This window comes from Solwaraspora sp. WMMA2101, from assembly GCF_049179175.1.
In the GTDB taxonomy this organism is placed as follows: Bacteria; Actinomycetota; Actinomycetes; order Mycobacteriales; family Micromonosporaceae; genus Micromonospora_E.
On sequence record NZ_JBMHMA010000006.1, the window covers coordinates 3,060,155 to 3,079,624 of the forward strand.

At 69.1% G+C, this 19,470-nt stretch carries 16 protein-coding genes; 9 read left to right on the plus strand and 7 right to left on the minus strand.

The genetic code is table 11. The annotated features are described in order from the left end of the window. Positions 1-73: 73 nt before the first annotated feature. Complete coding sequence (locus ACN28F_RS14705; RefSeq protein WP_421358231.1) at positions 74-670, plus strand: Uma2 family endonuclease; 597 nt, start codon at positions 74-76, stop codon at positions 668-670. Positions 671-677: 7 nt separating this feature from the next. Here ACN28F_RS14705 and ACN28F_RS14710 read toward each other — a convergent pair whose 3' ends face one another. The 5 genes from ACN28F_RS14710 to ACN28F_RS14730 form a co-directional block, all read right to left on the minus strand. Beyond that, positions 678-1,955, minus strand: coding sequence for a serine hydrolase domain-containing protein (locus ACN28F_RS14710; protein ID WP_421358233.1), 1,278 nt, complete (start codon positions 1,953-1,955; stop codon positions 678-680). Positions 1,956-2,067: 112 nt separating this feature from the next. Continuing rightward, positions 2,068-2,229, minus strand: a complete 162-nt coding sequence (locus tag ACN28F_RS14715) for a hypothetical protein (protein WP_289208532.1) — start codon at positions 2,227-2,229, stop codon at positions 2,068-2,070. Positions 2,230-2,441: 212 nt separating this feature from the next. Then, a complete protein-coding gene (locus tag ACN28F_RS14720; protein ID WP_289208533.1) occupies positions 2,442-3,086 on the minus strand; it encodes a CE1759 family FMN reductase in 645 nt (214 codons plus the stop codon). A 2-nt stretch (positions 3,087-3,088) separates the two neighbouring features. Beyond that, the gene (locus ACN28F_RS14725) at positions 3,089-4,219 is read right to left on the minus strand and encodes an LLM class flavin-dependent oxidoreductase (RefSeq protein WP_421358234.1); all 1,131 of its coding nucleotides are present in this window, start codon (positions 4,217-4,219) and stop codon (positions 3,089-3,091) included. A 75-nt stretch (positions 4,220-4,294) separates the two neighbouring features. Then, complete coding sequence (locus ACN28F_RS14730; RefSeq protein ID WP_421358235.1) at positions 4,295-5,761, minus strand: condensation domain-containing protein; 1,467 nt, start codon at positions 5,759-5,761, stop codon at positions 4,295-4,297. 116 nt (positions 5,762-5,877) lie between these two features. Between ACN28F_RS14730 and ACN28F_RS14735 the strand changes: the two genes are divergently transcribed. The 4 genes from ACN28F_RS14735 to ACN28F_RS14750 all read left to right on the plus strand — a co-directional run bounded on the left by ACN28F_RS14735 (position 5,878) and on the right by ACN28F_RS14750 (position 8,297). Further along, entirely contained in the window at positions 5,878-6,807 is a 930-nt protein-coding gene (locus ACN28F_RS14735) for a type 1 glutamine amidotransferase (RefSeq protein WP_289208536.1), read from the plus strand. After that, positions 6,804-7,424 (plus strand): hypothetical protein, encoded by a 621-nt coding sequence (locus ACN28F_RS14740; RefSeq protein WP_289208537.1) that lies wholly within the window; start codon positions 6,804-6,806, stop codon positions 7,422-7,424. The genes ACN28F_RS14735 and ACN28F_RS14740 overlap by 4 nt, the downstream gene beginning before the upstream one ends. Next, on the plus strand, positions 7,421-7,609 hold the full coding sequence (locus ACN28F_RS14745) for a hypothetical protein (RefSeq protein WP_289208538.1): 189 nt from the start codon (positions 7,421-7,423) through the stop codon (positions 7,607-7,609). Before ACN28F_RS14740 ends, ACN28F_RS14745 begins: the two co-directional genes overlap by 4 nt. 115 nt (positions 7,610-7,724) lie before the next feature. Continuing rightward, positions 7,725-8,297 carry a hypothetical protein gene (locus tag ACN28F_RS14750; protein ID WP_421358237.1) on the plus strand — a complete coding sequence of 191 codons (573 nt, stop codon included), beginning with the start codon at positions 7,725-7,727 and terminating at the stop codon, positions 8,295-8,297. 21 nt (positions 8,298-8,318) lie between these two features. On the opposite strand, the gene ACN28F_RS14755 is transcribed toward ACN28F_RS14750, so the two are convergent. Next, positions 8,319-8,705, minus strand: coding sequence for a hypothetical protein (locus tag ACN28F_RS14755; RefSeq protein ID WP_282224862.1), 387 nt, complete (start codon positions 8,703-8,705; stop codon positions 8,319-8,321). Further along, positions 8,702-11,116 (minus strand): AAA family ATPase, encoded by a 2,415-nt coding sequence (locus ACN28F_RS14760; RefSeq protein WP_421358238.1) that lies wholly within the window; start codon positions 11,114-11,116, stop codon positions 8,702-8,704. Before ACN28F_RS14760 ends, ACN28F_RS14755 begins: the two co-directional genes overlap by 4 nt. A gap of 150 nt (positions 11,117-11,266) precedes the next feature. Here ACN28F_RS14760 and ACN28F_RS14765 point away from each other — a divergent pair, with 150 nt between their 5' ends. The 4 genes from ACN28F_RS14765 to ACN28F_RS14780 are packed head-to-tail and all read left to right on the plus strand — an operon-like array spanning position 11,267 to position 19,391. Further along, positions 11,267-13,309, plus strand: a complete 2,043-nt coding sequence (locus ACN28F_RS14765) for an SAM-dependent DNA methyltransferase (protein WP_421358240.1) — start codon at positions 11,267-11,269, stop codon at positions 13,307-13,309. 20 nt (positions 13,310-13,329) lie between these two features. After that, positions 13,330-14,946, plus strand: a complete 1,617-nt coding sequence (locus tag ACN28F_RS14770) for a type I restriction-modification system subunit M (RefSeq protein WP_421358241.1) — start codon at positions 13,330-13,332, stop codon at positions 14,944-14,946. Then, a complete protein-coding gene (locus ACN28F_RS14775; RefSeq protein ID WP_421358242.1) occupies positions 14,939-16,147 on the plus strand; it encodes a restriction endonuclease subunit S in 1,209 nt (402 codons plus the stop codon). The genes ACN28F_RS14770 and ACN28F_RS14775 overlap by 8 nt, the downstream gene beginning before the upstream one ends. Positions 16,148-16,175: 28 nt before the next feature. Continuing rightward, complete coding sequence (locus ACN28F_RS14780; RefSeq protein ID WP_421358243.1) at positions 16,176-19,391, plus strand: type I restriction endonuclease subunit R; 3,216 nt, start codon at positions 16,176-16,178, stop codon at positions 19,389-19,391. Positions 19,392-19,470: the final 79 nt, after the last annotated feature.

Here is a 19,470-nt window from a genome sequence, read left to right on the forward strand (position 1 = left end):
ACACGGTGTCGGGCGGGTCGTCCCGGCGGACAGGGACAGTGTCCCGGCTTCACCAGGACACTGTCCCCGCCCGATGGCCGCCGCCGGGCCGGCGTGGTCCGTTACGATGGGCGACATGAGCGCAGAAGCCGTCGGCCGGCACATGCCCTCGGTAATCACGCTCGACGACCTCACCGCGATGATGGCCGAGGACGAGCACCATCGGTACGAGATCAGCCCCGAGGGAGTGCTGTCGGTCATGCCACCGGCCGGGTACCTGCACGCGGTCATCGCCACTCGGCTCACCGGCTGGCTACTCGCCGCCGGCATTCACGCCGACCGCATTGCCCAGACCGTCGGCCTACGCATACCTGGGGGCGCTGGCACCGTCGGTGGCCGCATTCCCGACCTGGTTGTCTGGAGCAAGGCGCAGGCCGACGGCGTGTGGCTGTCAGTCGACGATGTCCTGCTGGTAGTCGAGATCATTTCTCCCGGATCCGAGGCCACGGACACCGTCGCGAAGCCGGCCGAGTACGCCGGTGCCGGCATCCCGCAGTACTGGACGATCGGCCAGGACCCGGGACAGACCGTGACGATGTTCCGAAATGACGGGGGTCGCTACCAGGCCAAGGCAACCATGCCGCTCGCCTGGGTGCTCAACACCTCCCCAGCTGAGTACGACCTCTGCTGACGTGCGGCTATCCGACCGGCACCACCGCGTCGTTGCCGGGCATCCGGGTCACGCTGGGCAGCTGCAGCACCGTCTCAGCCGAGCGGCCGGCGACGTCACCGGTCGGGCACATCGCGGTGAGTAGGAACGTCTGCCAGGCGATGTCGATCGGGTGCGCGTCCGGCAGGCCGAGCTGGTAGTGGCTGATGTTGATGCCGGTCGACACCTGGCGGGCGCCGTCACGGCTGTGCAGCGAGTAGGTCAGATTGCCGAACACCGCGCCGTCGTGGCCCCAGAACTCGCCGCACGGGGTCGGCATCGAGTAGATGCCGAGACCGTAACCGCCGGCCTGCGGCAGCTCCGGCAGGAACGGCACGGTGGTGAGCATCTCGTCGAGAGTGGCCGGGCTGAGCAGGTGACCGCTGAGCAGGGCCCGGAAGAACGTGTTCAGGTCGGTCGTCGTGGAGATCATCTCGCCGGCCGTCCACGCCCAGCTCATGTTGAACTCGCTGAGGTCGCGGGCGCCGAACGGGGCGAAGTAGGCGCCGCCGTGCGGGCCGCGGATCGTCGGATCGGCGCCGGGCAAGGACGTGCCGGTGAGCTTCAGCGGCCGCAGGATTCGTCGCTGCACCTCGGCGGCCGGGTCGTTGCCGGTGACCTGCTCGATCAGCAGTCCGGCCAGGACGTAGTTGGTGTTGGAGTAGCTGAACGCCGCGCCCGGAGCGTTGGTCGGCGGCATGGCCAGCCCGATCGCGACCAGGTCCGCCGGCGGGTACGTGGTGACCTGCATCTGGTCGATCGCCGCGTACGAGTCGACCATCGCGTTGGTGTAGTTGCCGATGCCGCTGGTGTGGTTGAGCAGCATCCGTACGGTCACGGCGGCACCGAGCTCACCGGGTACGGTCTCGGGCAGCCACTGCCCGATCGGGTCGTCGAGGCCGAGCCGGCCCTCGTCGACGAGCTGCAGCACGGTGGTGGCGACGAACGTCTTGGTGACGCTGCCGATGCGGTGCCGCGACTGCGGCTGCATCGGTCGCAGTTTGTTCAGGTACGCCTGGCCGGCGGCGTCACGCCAGTCGTATCGGCCGTCGCGGACGGCGGCCAGCACGCCGGGTACGCCGGCTTCGGGCACGTCAGCGAGCGCGGCCCGCAGCGCGGCCCGGTCGAGCCCGCCAGCAGCCGGGCCGCTGGCCGATGATCCTGTCGCGGAGGGACCGGTGGACGGACCGGTGGACGGACCGGGCTGCGCTGCCGCAGATGCGGGTACGACAGCGATCGTGGCCACCAGCGTCGCGCTGGTGGCCACGATCCTCATTGTCCGGAAAATGTTCGACATACCGTTGATGGTGGTCGTTCACTTCAACCGATGCATCCTGCTCAGGTCCGACGCCCTGCTCCCACTCCGGGAGGGCGGCCGGTCAGCCCTGGTCAGGAGACAATGTTCCCGGACAGAAGTGGCCGCCGTCCTCAGGAAGTAGTCCCACGGCCACCAGGTCAGGGCCGGAGCCCAGCACGGTCACCGGGATCGTCTCGGTGTTGTCGCCGGGGTTGGCGTCCTCCTCGGCGGAGCTGATCGTCACGCGCAGCGTGCCGGCGTCACCGGGTGCCGCGCCGGCCCGACCGCGACGGCGGCGGCACCGGCGATGATCGCGCCGGCACCGATCCGGCCCAGCTTGCAGTATTCAGCTTCATCCTGCTCCTGAGTGCGGGGGGGGAAGCCGCGACTATAGCGACAGTGCACATAGTCGCGCTGCCCCTCTTGCGCTCAGGAAGGCTTGGCGCTAACGGAAATTCACGTCGATGTCGAATTGGCCCGCAGTTGTGCGAAGTCGGTGCTCAGGGCGAACGGGTCCGCCACCTGCGCCGGCTCCCGCCGGTGCACCTCGCGGGCCAGTTCCTGCCCGGCCCGGACGACCCGCCGACGCAACGCCCCACCCGGCCCACTGCCCTCGCCCTCGCCGGCACCGGCCCAGTCCTCCGGGGCGGCGAACACCGCCGTCGGCACGACCACCGCGCGCAGGTAGGCGAACATCGGCCGAAACGCGTGGTCGGCGGCGAGCGAGTGCCGGGCGGTGCCGCCGGTGGCTCCGATCAGCACCGGCTTGTCGGTCAGCGCACCCTCCGGCAGTACGTCGAAGAATGCCTTGAACAGTCCGCTGTACGAGGCGTTGAAGACCGGGCTGACCGCGATCAGCCCGTCCGCCGCCGCCACCGCGTCCAGCGCCTGCTTCAGCGCCGGGGCGGGAAAGCCGGTCAGCGTGTTGTCGACGACCTCGTGGGCGTGGTCGCGTACCTCGACGACGGTGGTCTCGACCTCGGTGCCGAGGCCGACCAGCTCGGCGCGGGCGGCCGCGGCGAGCTGGTCGGCGAGCAGCCGGCTGGTCGACGGCTGGCTCACGCCGGCGGTGACCACCGCCAGGCGGCGTCGGTCCGGCATCGTCACACCGCCGCCGGGGTCGCAGCGGCGTCGGCGTGGTCGGCCGTGGCACCGGCCGGTGCCTCGGCGGCGGCGACGAGCGAGGCGTGGGTGGGTGCGTCGGGTACGTGCGCCGGCCGGCCGATGGCGAACTCGCGGCGCAGCACCGGCACGACCTCCTCGCCGAGCATGTCCAGCTGCTCCAGGACGGTCTTGAGTGGCAGGCCGGCGTGGTCGATCAGGAACAGCTGCCGCTGGTAGTCGCCGACGTACTCGCGGAAGGCCAGCGTACGGTCGATGACCTGCTGCGGGCTGCCGACCGTGAGCGGCGTCTGCGAGCTGAAGTCCTCCAACGACGGACCGTGCCCGTACACCGGGGCGTTGTCGAAGTACGGCCGGAACTCGCGGACGGCGTCCTGCGAGTTGCGGCGCATGAACACCTGCCCGCCGAGGCCGACGATCGCCTGGTCGGCGGTGCCGTGGCCGTAGTGGGCGAACCGTTCGCGGTAGAGGCCGACCATCCGCTGCGTGTGCTCCTTGGGCCAGAAGATGTGGTTGGCGAAGAAGCCGTCACCGTAGTAGGCGGCCTGTTCGGCGATCTCCGGGCTGCGGATCGAGCCGTGCCAGACGAACGGCGGTACGTCGTCGAGCGGGCGCGGCGTCGAGGTGAAGCTCTGCAGCGGGGTACGGAACTTGCCCTGCCAGTTGACGACGTCCTCGCGCCACAGCCGGCGCAGCAGGTCGTAGTTCTCGATGGTCAGCGGGATGCCGTTGCGGATGTCCTGGCCGAACCACGGGTAGACGGGTCCGGTGTTGCCGCGCCCCATCATCAGGTCGACCCGGCCGTCGGCGAGGTGCTGCAACATCGCGTAGTCCTCGGCGATCTTCACCGGGTCGTTGGTGGTGATCAGCGTGGTCGCGGTGGACAGCAGCAGCCGCTCGGTCTTCGCCGCGATGTAGCCGAGCATGGTGGTCGGCGACGACGGGACGAAGGGCGGGTTGTGGTGTTCGCCGGTGGCGAAGACGTCGAGGCCGACCTCCTCGGCCTTGAGCGCGATGGCGACCATGGCCTTGATCCGCTCACGCTCGGTCGGCTCCCGGCCGTTGGTCGGGTCGACGGTGACGTCACCGACGGTGAAGACGCCGAACTGCATGGTCTGCTCCTCCTCGCGGCGAGGGCCGGATGGGGTTCCCTCGGACTACCCGACCAAACATAGTTGCTGCGTCAACTATTCCGCGAGTCGAGGCCCGTCGGCCGACGGCTCGCCTTCCGACGGGCCGGTGAACGCCGCGTCCACCAGGTGGGCCTCCAGCTCCCGCAGGAACCGCTCGATGTCGTCGAGCGTGAAGTAGGTGGTGTCGGCGGTCAGCGCCAGCCCCAGCGCGCCCGGCCGGTCCAGGATCTCGACCCGGGTACGCCAGGTGAAGCGCACGAAACCGCCGGTCGCCGTGTAGGTCGTCGCGGCCATCGTGGCCCGAACCGCCGATTCGGTGACGTCCCGCCCGAACAGGTCGTCGTCGGCCGACAGCCGGATGTCGTTGAGGTAGCAGTGCGGGTTCACCCCGGTCGCGTACGGCAGCCCGGCGGCGGCGAACGCGTCGCTGAGGGTCTGCGGGTCGTAGTAGCCGTGCCGGTAGCCGTCCAGCGCCGCCCGCCACACCCGGGGCACCAGCTGCGCCACCGTCGGTGCCCCGGTCAGGTCGACCGGCACCAGCGCCAACTGGTTGAGCTTCGCGATCGCCGTCGGGTAGCCGTCGGGCACCCGGTTGTTGACCATCGTGTGCATGCCGACCAGGTCGTTACCGGACCAGTCCCCGACCGTTCGGGCGACGGCGGCGAGCAGCACCGTCGAGGTCGTCGTGCGCAGCCGTACGGCGAGCAGCCGCACCGCCGTGTCGGCCGCCGCCGAGACCAGCACCCCGCGCCGGAACCGGGGCGACAGCGGCTCGCGCGCCGGCAGCCGGGTGTCGCGGGACAACCGGCGGGTGACGTCGACCCAGTACGCCGCCGCCCGTGCCGACCGCCGTCGCAGCCGGTCCTGCTGCTCCAGGTCGGCGATGTCGGCCGACTGCAGGCCAGGGGCGCTGTCGGCCGCCGGTAGGCCAGGGGCACTGTCGAGGCGGCCCCGGGCGAGCAGCAGCCGCAGGTCCCGCAACACCAGCTCGGCGGCCCGGAAGTCGACCGTGGTGTGGCTGAACACGACCACGACCTGCTGCGGTACGCCGTCGCGGGTCACCACGGCGACCCGCTGCGGCCAGTCGTCGGCGTGCGCGAACGGCTCCGACGCCAACTCGTCGGCGACCCGCTGGGCGACCGCCACCGGGTCGCCGGCCCCGTCACCCGTCCCGCCGCCGACCACGTCGCCCGGTGCGGTCGGCACCAGCAGGACCGGCAGCTCCCCCGCGTCCGCGACCAGTTGGCGGGGCTCGTCGCCGGTCAACGCCAACCTGGTCCGCAGCGAGGCGTGCCGGGCCATGAGGGCGGCGATCGCGGCGTACACCCGGTCGGGGTCGGCCTGCGCCCGGCGCGGTACGGCGACCCACCGTTTCAGGGCGAACATGACCTGACCGGCACCGTGCCGCCGGATCGCCATCCACAGTGCCCGCTGGCCCCAGGTGATCGGGGCGGTACGCGGCGGGTCCGGCGCGACGAACGACACCGTACGCCGGTCCACGGTCGGCAGTTCGATCACCACGTCGACCAGTATCAGTGAATGTGCCGTTACCCGACAGGGTCGAGTAAGCGCTTTCCTGCCGCCGATCGGCCGACGACCACCACCCAGCCGGTAATGTCCGGCAGGTGCCCCACCACGTGCGCACCTCCCACCGGCTCCGGGACCGGATCCGCCTGCTCTTCGTCAACACGCAGGAACGCGCCCTGCTGACCGCGCTCGGCCTCACCAGCTATCCGCAGTGGATCGCCGAAGCGACCGGGCTGGACCCGACGCAGATCGTCACCGTCGACGTCGCCGACGGGCAGCCGCTGCCCGACACCATCGAGGCCGACGCGGTCATCGGCGGCGGCTCCGGGCACTCCGCGTACGAACACCTGCCGTGGATCACCCGGACCAAGGAGTTCTTCCGCGCCGCCGCTGCCGCCGGCGTACCGGAGCTGCACATCTGCTGGTCACACCAGGCCCGCGCCGAGTCGATCGGCGGCCGGGCGGCGATCGGCGGGCACGGCCGCCGGTTCGGCGTCGACACGGTACGGCTCACCCCGACCGGCCGGGTCGACCCGCTGTTCACCGGCCTGCCCGACGAGTTCGACCTGTTCACCTCGCACGTCGACGTGGTCGACCAGCTGCCGGCACGCGCCACCGAAGGGGCGGTCGTCGAGTTGGCGTACAGCCGGGTCTACCGCAACGAGGCGCTGGCCATCGGTCCGACCGTACGGACGATCCAGGCCCACCCCGAGATCACCGCGACCATCGTCGCGGCGCTGGCCCGCAGCCGGCGCGGCGCCCTGGTCCGCGAAGGCTGGATCGGCCCGCACGACGCCGACCTCGACGCCTTCACCGCCACCCTGTACGCGCGTGAGGCGCAGATCGTCGCCACGTCCCGGCGGCTGCTGGCAAACTGGCTGCGGTACCACGTCCGCCCAGGTCAGCCACGGCTCACCCCGGTCGCCGACCCGGCACCGGTCGCCGGAAAGCCAGCCGTGCTCGGCGGGGTGCCGGCAGCGCTGCCCGGAGTCCCGGCGGCGGTCGCCGGGGTGCCGGCGACGGTCGGCGGTGTGTTGTGAGCGCCGTCCTGCCGGCGGCACGCAGCAGCGCCGAGGCGCGCCTCTACCTCGACCTGCACCCGTGCGACTGCGGCGAGGCGCGCTTCACCCCTCAGGTCGAGGTGGTCGCGCTCGCCGACGGCGACCTCGCCACCCGCTACCAGGGCAGCTGCGCCGGCTGCGGCACCGCCCGGGAGTTCCTGTTCCGGCTGCCCGCCGAGCCGGTGCGCCCGGCCGCCGGCGCCGCTTTCGCGTACGGCGGACCGGAGCCGTCGCGACTCATCGACCCCGGCGAGTGGCTCACTGTCGCCGACCAGTACGCCGACCTGGTCCCCGCCGACTTCGCCGCTGCGGACGCTGCTGTTGCCGACTCTGCTGATCCGGACGCTGCCGACCCGTTGCGGCGGCGCGCGGCGGCCGCCCTGTCCCGGGCCGTCGCCGCGCTCGACGAGGTGCTGAAGTTCATCCCGGCCGACGCCGACGAAGTACCGCCCGACACCATCACCAGCGAGGTCGGGCAGCGGATGCGACGCCGCGAACCTGGCCGGTTCCGCCGCGTCCGCCTCACCGCCCTCCGCGACGCCTACACCGCCCTCCTACCGGGCAACGACGCCAACCAGGATCGGCTCGACACGTGAACGAATCGCTGAACGAGACCGCGTACCTGATGGCCAGCCCGGCCAACGCCCATCGGCTGAACGAAGCAGTCGAGGAGCTACGCGACGGTGGCGGGGAGATTCACGACCTGATCGACCCTGGCTACCGCTCGGAAGGGGCAGCCGGCAACTCAGCATCGCGCCGAGGTGAGGCTGAGATACCTTAAACTCGCGTTTTAACGTACGTAAGCCTCACCTCGACAGCTCTCGGCTACAACGGTCTGGCCGGGAACCCACCCTGGCGACGTCCATCGCCGTAGCATGCGGGGCGACACTATAGGCATGCGCGCCCGCATCATCCTGACCGTCGTAGCCGGGCTACTCGCTGTGCAAGGCTGCGCTGACGCTACTACCGCCCCTGAGACGCCCCCGCCGGCCCCGCCCGTCGGACAGCCCGTGGTGTTGGATGCCCGCGTACCGGGTTGGGAGACCGCCGCCTGGCTCGCCGAAGACGCGTTTTGCGTGCGCGTCGCCCGCGTCGACGGTAAGCGCAGGGAGGGCAAGGAGAACGAGTTCGTCTTCTGTGATCCGGCGCCGGAGGCTCTGGACACTGTGGGTCCACCACTGCTGCCCACCAAGCCGATGCCGTACGTCGCCCCGCTTGACCCGCAGCAGCGGGAGATCATCCTGGTCGGGCCCGTACGCGGTGCCGTGACCAGCGTGTCCGTGACCATGTTCGGCCAGACCGCCACGGCCGCTGTCCACCGGCTCCCCGCCACCCGAAATCGCCAGGTCGGCGCATACGCGGTCTGGCTGCCTCGCAACGGGGATAAGCGCGACGGGATGAACCTCTCCGACATCACCGCCGTCGTCGGCCACGACGCCGACGGCAACGTCGTGACCCAGTTGGACTGACGCCGACGCGGGAGCACTGGCCTACTTGCGCTGTCCGTGTTGCGATGGCTCCGCGTGGTCTAGGAGCCCGACGATTTCGAGGAGTTCGGTGCGAAACCGCGTCAGCTCGGCTGCGGTCACGCCGAGTTCGTAGTGGTGGTGGTGTCCGGCTCGGGACAGGGCCCACCACAGGTAGCTGGCCCGGCCCGCCAGCTGCGGCCCGGCGTAGTGGGCGAGCAGGAGCAGCTTCGGCCGCTGCACCCGGGTCTGGCCGATCGTCGGGCAGACCCGGGCCCAGTAGCGGTCCATGGCTGCTTCGAGCTCGTGCCGCAGCAACCAGGCACACGCCCGCGGCCAGGCACCTCGGGTGCCCCGGACCACGGTGGTCAGCATCCGGTCAGCGGTGGCGAGGTGGACGGACTGGTTCATCGCAGCCCCTCCACCAGTGCCGTGGTGTGCCTGAGCATCTGCCGGGTCGACATGCCGCTCGGGCATCCGTGGACCGCGCGGGCAACCGCCTGGACCGTCCGGGACGCGTCCCGGCCGTAGTCCCGGTCGAGGCGTGTGAACAGCTCCGGTCGGGGCACGATGCGGTTGAAGAGTCCGAGGCTGAGCACCTCCTTCACACCGTGGGCATCGCCGAGCGCCTGCTGGATTGCCTGGTACGGCGTACCGGCCCGGTGCTGTTCGGTCCGGTAGCGGTCCATGCTCACTGCCTCGATCGCGGACCGGCAGAAGCCGGCGACCAGCAGATCTTTCGCCTCGTCGGGGATGTCGGCGACGACGACGGCGCGGGCGTCGTCGAGGTAGCGGTCGGCGGGGTCGCAGGCCCGGCGTATCTCGACGATGGAGCCTTCGCGGCGGGTGACTTCCCGGATGTCGGCCTCGACGTCGAGCCGGCGGAGCGCTTCGGGTAGCCGGTCGTCGTGGGTGAACACCACGACCTGCCGGGTCAGGGCGACTTCGCGGAGCACCTCGGCGAGCCCGTCGATCTTGGCCGGGTCCATGCTCTGCACCGGATCGTCGATGATCACGAACCGGTACGGGCTGGCGTCGGCGCACGCCCGGGGCAGGAAGACCGCCAGGCCGAGGGCGTGCAACTCGCCCTGGCTCATCACGCCCAGCGCGTCGGTTTCGACACCGTCGACGGCGACCGGGAAGTGGACCTTGCGGCTGGTGTTGACCCCGTCCATCCGCAGCTGGTGCAGCTCGACGTTGCTTTCGTGGCGCAGCTGCTGCCACACCCGGTCCGACTGCGCGGCGTAGTTGCCCAGCCGTTCGGCGCGGATCGACTTGGTGGCGTCGACCAGCGCCTCGCGGGCCTTGGTGAGCAGTGCGAGGGTCGCTGCCTCGCCCCGGACCAGCGTCGCGGCGTCGACCCAGCGGCGGATGGCGGCACCGGGCTCGCGCCAGGTGTCGTGCCGCTGGGTGAGCCAGTCGGTCGCGGCGGCCGTGAGGTCGGCGTGGGCTGCGTGGACGGCGTCCCAGGTGGCCGGGTCGCGGCTGAGCCCGGCCAGGGCGTCGCGCATCGCGGCGCACTGCACCGGCAGGTGGGCGGCGAGCTCGTCGGCGACCGGGTCGAGCCACTTGTGGACGTCGCTGAGCAGCGTGTCGGCCGTACGGAGGGCCGTGGCGCACGCGTCCTGGGCTGCGCTGGCCGCTGCGGCGAGGGCGGCGAGCCGGGTCAGCTCCGCCTCTGCCTGCTGCTGCCAGCCCTGGTCGAGGGTGCCTTCCCGGCAGACCGGGCAGGGCCGGTCGCCGCCTTCGCGGTGCATCGCCAGGGCACCGCGCAGCAGTTCGGCGGTCCGGTGGGCCGTCCCGCTGTCGGTGGCGGCGGCTTCCTTCGCGGCCCAGTGCTCCTCGACCAGGGTGACGAGGACGTGTCGACCGTCGGGCAGTTTCTCTTCGATGAGCCGCCGGGCTGCTGCGGCAGCCACCGCTTCCGAGGCGGCGACCTCGTCGCTGGCCAGCGCGGCTAGAACGGTCAGGTCAGCCCGCCCCGCCTGGCTTCCGAGGGCGCGTAGGGCGTCGCGGGCGCGTTCGTCGTCGAGCTGCGCGAGCTGGGCGCGTAACTGGGCGAAGTCCGCCTTGAGCGCCTTTGCGCGGTCGTCGTACTGCTTCCGCTTGTGCTGCAGGCAGGCGTCGGCGGCGTGCAGCGGGGCGAGGCCGAGGATCGGTGCGATGGCGTCGTACAGCTCGGTGGTTTTGGCGGTGATGATGCGTTCGAGGTCCCGGGCGGAGAGGAACGGCCGGTACCGTTCCGCCTGGCCGATCCACTCCGGCAGCTGACCGGGGGACATCGCGGCGTCTCCCTGGGTCGTCGTGACGGTGGCGGAGGCCAGGTCGGTGGTGCCTGCCGGCCAGGTGCGGTTGATCGTCACCGGTTCGCCGTTGTCCAGCCGCATCGTGAGGCGGATCAGCGGTGCGCCGTTGTGGTGCAGGTTGCGCCAGCCGTCGCGGAAGGCCGGCGGTCGCTGCGCCCAGCGCAGGGAGTCTTCGGTGAGTGTGAACTCGACGGCTTCGGCGAAGCTGGATTTGCCGGAGCCGTTGCGGCCGATGAACACGGTCAGCCCGGTTTTGGGCACGAGTCCGACGGTGGCGGGCTGGCCGACGCCGCGGAAGCCGGCGACCCGGATTTCCTCCAGGAACGCCTGCGGCGGGCGGCTGCCGTCGGCCGCTGCGGTTTCGGGCGGTACGGGCAGGGCGTCGCCGCGCACGACGGCGTCGAGCGGCTCGTCGCCGTGGAGTGCGGCGAGGGCCAGGTCGATGACCTTGGCTGGCACCTGGCTGCGCTGAAGCCGGTCGGCGAGTTCCTGGTGAAGCGTGAGCGTGTCGTTCATCAGACCCCCTGATGTCGTTGGCCCATCGAGGGAACCGTATCCCCAGGGATTAGGATGTGCACATTGCTGTTATCCCGGGATAACAAGCACTATCAGGCATCGGAACGTGAGGGCTCCTACAGTTGGCATCGCAGCCGAGGGGGTGAAGGTATGGAGCAGACGGCGTTGATGTCGCAGCGCGAGATCGCCCAGTTGGCGCGGGTCAGAAAGCCGGCGATCATGAACTGGCGCCGCCGGCACCCGGGCTTCCCGGCGCCCGTCTCCGGCAGCGACGAGCAGCCACTCTTCCCAGCTGACGCCGTCCTCGCCTGGCTGCTGCACACGGGCCTCGGCCACGCCGACCCGGAGACGCTGCGCGCCGAGCAGACGCTGCACACGCTGACGGCGTACGCCCGACGGCACGGCGGCCGACGCACGGTCGCCGTCCTCAGCGCCGCGCTGTGCCTGCGCCACCTCGCCGGCCGGGAGCTGCCCGCCGACCTGCTGCCGCTGGCCCGCCGCTTCGACCCCGACGGCGAGTTCTTGCTGCGCGAGCTGGCCGACACGCCCGAGCCGGGCGACCTGACCCAGCTGGTCGAGCAGCTGATCGAAGGTGCGTACGACGCCGGGCACGCCTGCCGGCTACTGCTCAGCAACGCCAACCGTTTCGGCTGGCCGGAGCTGGCGGCGGATGCGCTCACCCCGGAGCTGGTCGCGCTGATCCGTCAGGTCGCCGACGTGCCGGGCAGATTACGCAGCGGCCGCCCCGTCACCATCGCCGACGGTAACGCCGGCACCGGTGACCTGCTGACGGCGTTGTTCGACGACGTCGAGGACCGTGCCCGTCTCCAGTTCGTCGCGTCCGTCGCCGACGACGGGCTCGTCCGCCTGATCCGCCGACGGTTGCTGCTGGCAGGGTTGGACGAGTTCCAGTTCGACGTGAGCATCGACGAGTTGAGCGAGGAGTTCGCCGACCCCGATCTGATCGTCACGCGGCTGCCGTACCGGCCGGCCGAGAGCCGTGACGCTGCCGCCGACCTCGACTCCGTCGAGGCGACCGCCGATCTGCTCGGTGCGGGCCGTACCGCCATCGTCGTCGGCCCTGCCAGCAGCCTCGTCGACGAGCTGCGGGACGGGGCGGCGGTGATGCGCCGCACGGCGCTGCTGAGCAGCGGCATGGTCGAGGCGGTCGTACGGCTGCCCGGCGGGGTCTATCCGGCGCGGCCCGGCTATCCGGCCGCAATGTGGGTGCTGACCCGCGATCCGGTCCCCGCCGTCCGGGGCCGGCTGCTGCTGGCCGATCTCAGCGGGGCCACGTTCGACCACCGCACTGTCGACGCCGCCGCCGAGGACATCACCCTGTGGCGCGCCGAGGGTCACCGCAGCGACGGCCACGATCCACGGACCGGCCGGATCGTCGCGCTGGCGAGCCTCGACCTGCGTCGGGGTGCGGCGCTGCGGCCGCCGGGTCCAGCGTCGGTCACCCTGCGGGCCCGGCTGGCCGCCGACCGGCCCGCGCTGATCGGCGAGGTCGAGCGCCGTCTGAGCGACGAGGAGCAAAGCTTCATCCGGTACGCGCAGGAGCACGGCGAGCTGGTCACCGGCGCGGCTCAGCGCGACGGCGGCAGGCCGAAGGAGCTGTCCGTCGACGCGCTCCGCAGGGCTCGCCGGGTCCGCCAGCTCGCCGGGCACCGGCTGTCGCCGGAGCACATCGGACGCCGGGGCCACCACCGGGTGCTCGGCCCGGCGGAGGTGCTCGCGGGGTCGTCGTCCCGGTGGATGGACCGGCTCACGCTCGCGGCGGAGTATCCGCAGGTCGCGCTCACCGAGCCGGGTGACCTGGTGGTGACCACCACCCCCGGGTTCGGGGTCATGGTGGACGACGACGGCTTCTCGGTGATCGAGCGCCCGGCCGCCGGGCTGCGCATCCGCGCCGGCGATCCGCTCACCCCGCGTGTCCTGGCGGCGCTGCTGGGCACCGCCCGCAACACCACCCGCAGCCCTGGCGCGGTGCGCGGCGCACGGCTGCGCGACGCCACGATCCCCGACCTGGCCGCCGACGAGGTGGCCCGCTTGGACGACGTGCTGCGCCGATTGGCGGAGCGCGAACGCCTCCTGCGGCGGCAGGCAAGTCTTTTGGCCGAGTTACGCGAACTCGCCGTGACCGGCTTCGCCGACGGCACCCTGACGACTCTGTACGGTACGAACTTCTGATCGAGAGAACGGAACACACAGTGCCCCCACGCAAACGTGCCAGCGGACAGGGCGAGCTGCCCGGCATGTCCAGCACCAAGCAGATCCAGGACATTCTGTGGAAGGCCGCCGACAAGCTGCGCGGATCGATGGACGCCGCACAGTACAAGGAGTTCGTCCTCGGCCTGGTCTTCCTGAAGTACGTCTCGGACGCGTTCGCCGAGCGCCGTTACCAGATCGCGGAGAGCCTGTCCGACATCCCGGAGAGCCGGCGCGCCGCGTTCCTCGACGACCGTGACGAGTACACCAGCGCGAACGTCTTCTGGGTGCCGGAGAACGCCCGCTGGGACTACCTGGTGGAGAACGCGCCGTCCGGGGTCGGCAAGCTGCTCGACGACGCGATGGACGCGATCATGCGGGAGAACCGGGCGTTGACCGGCGTACTGCCGAAGATCTTCAACCGGGACAACGTCGACCAGAAGCGGTTGAAGGAGCTGGTCGACCTGATCAGCGACGCCCGCTTCACCGGCCACGGCGAGCGCAAGGCGCAGGATGTCCTCGGCGAGGTCTACGAATACTTCCTGGAGCGGTTCGCCCGCGCCGAAGGCAAGCGGGCCGGCGAGTTCTACACGCCGGAAAGCGTGGTCCGAGTCATCGTCGAGGTGCTGGAGCCCTACTCCGGCCGGGTCTACGACCCGTGCTGCGGCTCGGGCGGCATGTTTGTGCAGTCGAAGAAGTTCGTCGAAGCCCGCGCCGGCCGTGAGCACACCCACGACATCGCCATCTACGGCCAGGAGGCGAACGAGCGCACCTGGCGGCTGGCGAAGATGAACCTCGCCATCCACGGCATGGACCCGGTCGGCACCGGCGACCGGTGGGCCGACACCTTCGCCGACGACAAACACCCGGACATGCGGGCCGATTTCATCATGGCCAACCCGCCGTTCAACATGAGCGACTGGGCCCGCCGCGAATCCGACCCGCGCTGGCGCTACGGCGTGCCGCCGCTGAGCAACGCCAACTACGCCTGGCTGCAGCACATCGCCTACAAGCTCGGCGACCGGGGCAGCGCCGGCATCGTCCTGGCGAACGGCTCGATGTCGTCGAAGCAGTCCGGCGAGGGCGAGATCCGCCGCGCGATGGTCGAGGCGGGTCTGGTGGCGTGCATGGTCGCCCTGCCGCCGAACCTGTTCCGCACCACCGCGATCCCCGCCTGCCTGTGGTTCCTGACCAAGGACAAGACCCCGCAGGGCGCGAAGGCGCTGGCCGACCGGCGCGGCGAGATCCTTTTCATCGACGCCCGCGCACTCGGCACCATGGTCGACCGCACCGAGCGCATCCTCACCGACGACGATATCGCCAAGATCGCCGACACCTACCACGCCTGGCGCGGCACCAAGTCGGCCAAGACCAAAGACCAGAAGTACGAGGACGTGCCCGGCTTCTGCTACTCGGCAACCGTCGATGAGGTAGCCGCCCACGACTACGTGCTGAACCCAGGCCGGTACGTCGGTGCCGCCGAGGTCGAAGAGGACCCGGACGCCGAACCACTCGCCGACCGCATCGAACGCCTCACCAAAGAGCTGTACGCCCACTTCGACGAGTCCACCCGCCTCGAAGCCGTCGTCCGCACCCAACTCGGGAGGCTCGATGTCTGACCGGGTAAGCCTCGGTGAGGTAACTGAAATTGTCACTGGATATCCATTCAAGAGCTTACAGTTCACAGCCAACCCTGCCGATATTCGCCTACTCCGAGGCGACAATATTGGGCAAGGCCATCTGCGATGGGAAGGCGTTAAGCGCTGGCCAAGTAACGACCTACAATCATTCGAAACCTATCAAGTTCGAGAGGGGGATGTCGTTCTCGCGATGGATCGACCGTGGATCCAGGCAGGCTTGAAGTTTGCAAGAGTCCGACTGGAGGATATGCCCAGTCTATTGGTTCAAAGGGTCGCATTACTCCGCGCCAAACCGCCCCTAAGTCAGCGATTCCTGACCTATCTTGTAGGTAGCCCTGATTTTACTAGTTATCTTCTTTCCGTGCAAACCGGAACATCTGTTCCTCACATCAGCAGCCAACAGATAGCTAGCTTCAAATTCTCCCTTCCAGCAAGTGAAAGGCAAGAGGAAATAGCCACCCTACTTGAAGCCCTCGACGACAAGATCGTGGTGAACCACCGCATCGTTGCAGCATCAGCTAAATTAGCACAGACTATCTTTGAAACTTCAGTTCTCGAGGCTCAAGCATCTCCAGAAATTGCCGAGGTTGCGATGGTTCTCGACGGACCACACGCCACCCCCACGAAAACCACCAAGGGCCCATGGTTCCTCAGTATCAGCAGCCTCAAGGCCGGCATTTTGGATCTTGATGAATCCGCCCGCATGACCGAAGATGAGTTCCCGCGATGGACTCGTCGAGTCCGGCCACAAGAAGGGGATGTTCTTTTCTCATATGAGACACGATTGGGGGATGCGGCACTAATGCTTCCCGGCATCCGCGCAAGTCTTGGACGCAGGATGGCGGTCCTTCGCTCCAAGTCGCCAGAAATATCGGGCGCTTTGCTGTTGCACTCCTATTTGAGCCCGACATTCAATCGCCAAATAAGGGAGCGCGCCACTCAAGGGGCAACAGTAGATCGAATTTCATTAACGGAAATGCCGTCATGGAAACTACCGCTACCAGCGCAAGAAAACAGGAAGCGGTATTCGGACGTCCTGGAAAAAATCCACCGTCGCATCGCCGCCAGCCTGTTGGAGAAGCGCTCGCTTATCGAGCTACGGAACGCGTTGCTGCCGGAGTTGATGTCGGGGCGGTTGCGGGTGAAGGACGCCGAGAAGGTCGTCGAAGAAGCGGTTTAGGTGAGAAGAGACTCTGGGGAGGGTCACGATGGGGTGGGACGGGCGGATGGGCGAGGCGGACTGGGAGTCGCACGCGCTGGAGCAGCTCGGGGAGCTCGGGTGGGAGCCCGGTGCGGGCAAGGACTTCGCGCCAGGGTCGGGGCAGCGTCAGACCTGGGCCGACCTGGTGCTCGTCGAGGACCTGCGGGCAGCGATCGAGCTGCTCAACCCCACACTGCCGCAGGGCGCGGTCGCCGACGCGGTGCGGGCCGCCACCGACGTGGCCTCCCGGGAAGCGTTCGCCGAGAACCGGGCAGCGCACGAGCGGCTGGTCAACGGCATCCGGTCGATCGTCTACACCGACTCGTTCGGTGCCGAGCACAACCCGACCGTACGGCTGGTTGATCTGCACGACCCCGGCCGCAACATTTTCCGGGCGATCAGCCAGGTCCTGGTCATCGACGGCGACTTCCGACGCCGGTTCGACATCGTGCTCTACGTCAACGGCCTACCGGTCGCCATGGTGGAGTTGAAAAACGCCACCGATGAGCACGCCAGCCTGCCCGGCGCGCACGCCCAGCTTCAGACGTACCTCGCGGAGTTCCCGCTGGCGTTCCGGCACGCCGTGCTCTGCCTGATCTCCGACGGGATCACCGCGAAGTACGGCACACCGTTCACGGCCTACGAGCACTTCGCGCCATGGAACATCGACGACGAGGGCCAGCGGGTCGACACCAGCTCCCCGGAGTACGACGGCCCGGAGGCGTTGTCCGTCGCCCTGCACGGCCTGTTCAACCAGCGGCGTTTCCTGGATCTGGCCGCCGGGTTCGTCAACTTCACTCCGAGAACAAAGCGAATCGCCAAGGCGCACCAACACTTAGCGGTCATCCGTGCTGTCGAGCGCATCGTCCGGGCATCGCAGGGTGACGGAAAGGCTGGCCTCGTCTGGCACACCCAGGGCTCCGGAAAGTCGGAGGAGATGGTCTACACGGCGGCGATGGCCGCCCGCCATCCTGCCCTGAGGAACCCGACCATCGTATTGCTCACCGATCGCAATGACCTTGATGACCAGCTCTTTTCCACTTTCCAGGAAAGCCAGGACCTGCTCGGGCAAGAACCGGTGCAGGTCGAAGACCGGTCTGAGCTGCGCGCCGAGCTAACCCGTCGAAACTCTGGCGGAATTGTCTTCACAACTTTGCAAAAGTTCGGACGCACGAAGGAGGAACACGACGCCGGCAAAGCACATCCCCTTCTGTCCAACCGACGCAATATCCTGGTAATCGTTGACGAGGCGCACCGCAGCCACTACGACACTCTGAAGGGTTACGCGCGGCACCTTCGTGATGCACTTCCTTTCGCCACCTTCATTGCTTTCACCGGTACTCCGGTTTCCAAAGCTGACAGGAACACGCGTGCGGTCTTCGGAGAAGAGATCGACGTGTATGACCTCAAGCGGGCCGTCGACGACGAGGCGACCGTGCGGGTCTACCACGAGCCGCGGATCATCCCGGTGTCGCTGCCACCGGACATCGACCCCGACACCATCGACGAAGAGGTGGAGCAGCTCACCGCCAGCCTGGACGACGGGGAGCGGCGCAAAGCCGAAGCCAAGGTGGCGACGCTCAACACGATCTACGGTGCCCCGGACCGGGTCGAAACCCTGGCGAAGGACCTGGTCGACCACTGGGAGGAGCGGCGCACGTTGATGGAGCCGCAGCTCGGCGGGCCAGGTAAGGCGATGCTGGTCGGCGCGACCCGGGAGATCTGCGTCCGCATCTTCAACGCGATCAAGGAGCTACGGCCCGACTGGGCGGACCCGGCCGTCGACAAGGGCAAGATGAAGATCGTCTTCCATGGGGTGCCCACGGACGACGAGCTGCTGCGTCCGCATCACCTGCGCCCGTCGCAGCTCAAGACCGTACAGGCTCGGGCGAAGGACCCGGACGACGAGCTGGAGTTGCTCATCGTGCATTCGATGCTGCTCACCGGCTACGACGCCCCGCCGATCCACACGATCTACATGGACCGGCCGATGCGGGGCGCCAACTTGATGCAGGCCCTGGCCCGGGTCAACCGCCGCTTCCGGGGCAAACAGGACGGACTGCTGGTCGGCTACGCCCCGCTGACCGAGAACCTGCGGAAGGCGCTCACCGAGTACAGCCGGCGCGACCAGGAGGACCAGACCCTCGGCCGGGAGATCGATCGGGCCATCGGCGAGGTGCACAACGAGATCGCCGTCATCGAAGCGATGCTGGCTCCGATCAACTGGAGGGCGATCCTCGACAACGAGAAGGACCACATCCGCCGGGTGCGGGCGATCCGGAAGGCCGCCAACTACCTGCGCGACCCGCGTACCCCCGGCAACGCCGTCGAGCCCGGCACCAAGCCGCTGCACCAGCGGTTCCGTGACTCGGCTGGCCGGCTGGAGCGCTTCTACACGCTCTGCGCCACCAGCCGTGACTTCGTCGAGCGGGCCGGCGACATCCAACGGCTGCGCCGCGACATCACGTTCTTCCGGGACGTCCGGGTCTGGATCGTCAAGGAGGAGGCCGCCGACCGGGAAGCCAAAGGGCTGCCCAACACGGCCGAGGTGGAGCGCTACCTCGCCCATCTCGCCGCCCAGGTGGTCGACGCCGCCGCCATCACCGACATCTACGAGGAGGCCGGGCTCGGCCGGCTCGACATCACCGATCTCAACGGGGTGGCGTTGCAGCGCCTGCAAGACTCGGAAACCCCACACCTGGCGGTGTCCGCGCTGCGCCGGCTGATCGAGCAGAAGATGCGCGAGGTCACCAAACACAACGTGGTACGCCAGGAGCGCTTCTCCGCACTGCTCGAAGACCTGATGAACCGCTACATGCGGCAGCAGCTGACCAGCGCGCAGCTGATCGTCGAGCTGGTCGAGCTGGCGAAGGAGGTGTCGGCGGACGCCCGGCGCGGTCAGCGGTTCGACCCGCCGCTCAACCACGCCGAGCTGGCCTTCTACGACGCCGTCGCGCAGAACGAGGCGGCTACCGAGTTGATGGGGGTCGGCACCCTCGCCGATATCGCCCGGGAGCTGGTCAAGTCGATCCAGTCGTCGATCACAGTGGACTGGTTTTCCCGCGAGCCGGTGCGCGCCAAGCTGCGCAGCCACATCCGGCGCCTACTGGCCCGCTACGACTACCCGCCGGACCACGAGCGGGCCGCTGTCGACCTGGTGATTCGGCAGATGGAGACCTTCGCCGACGAGTGGGCTCCCAACGTCCGATCCGCGAAGCACTGACCCGCCGAGTTGGATTTCAGCTGAGGTGGAGCATGATCGACTGACGGGTTTAGCACCGCCGACGCGCCTTTCGTAGCCA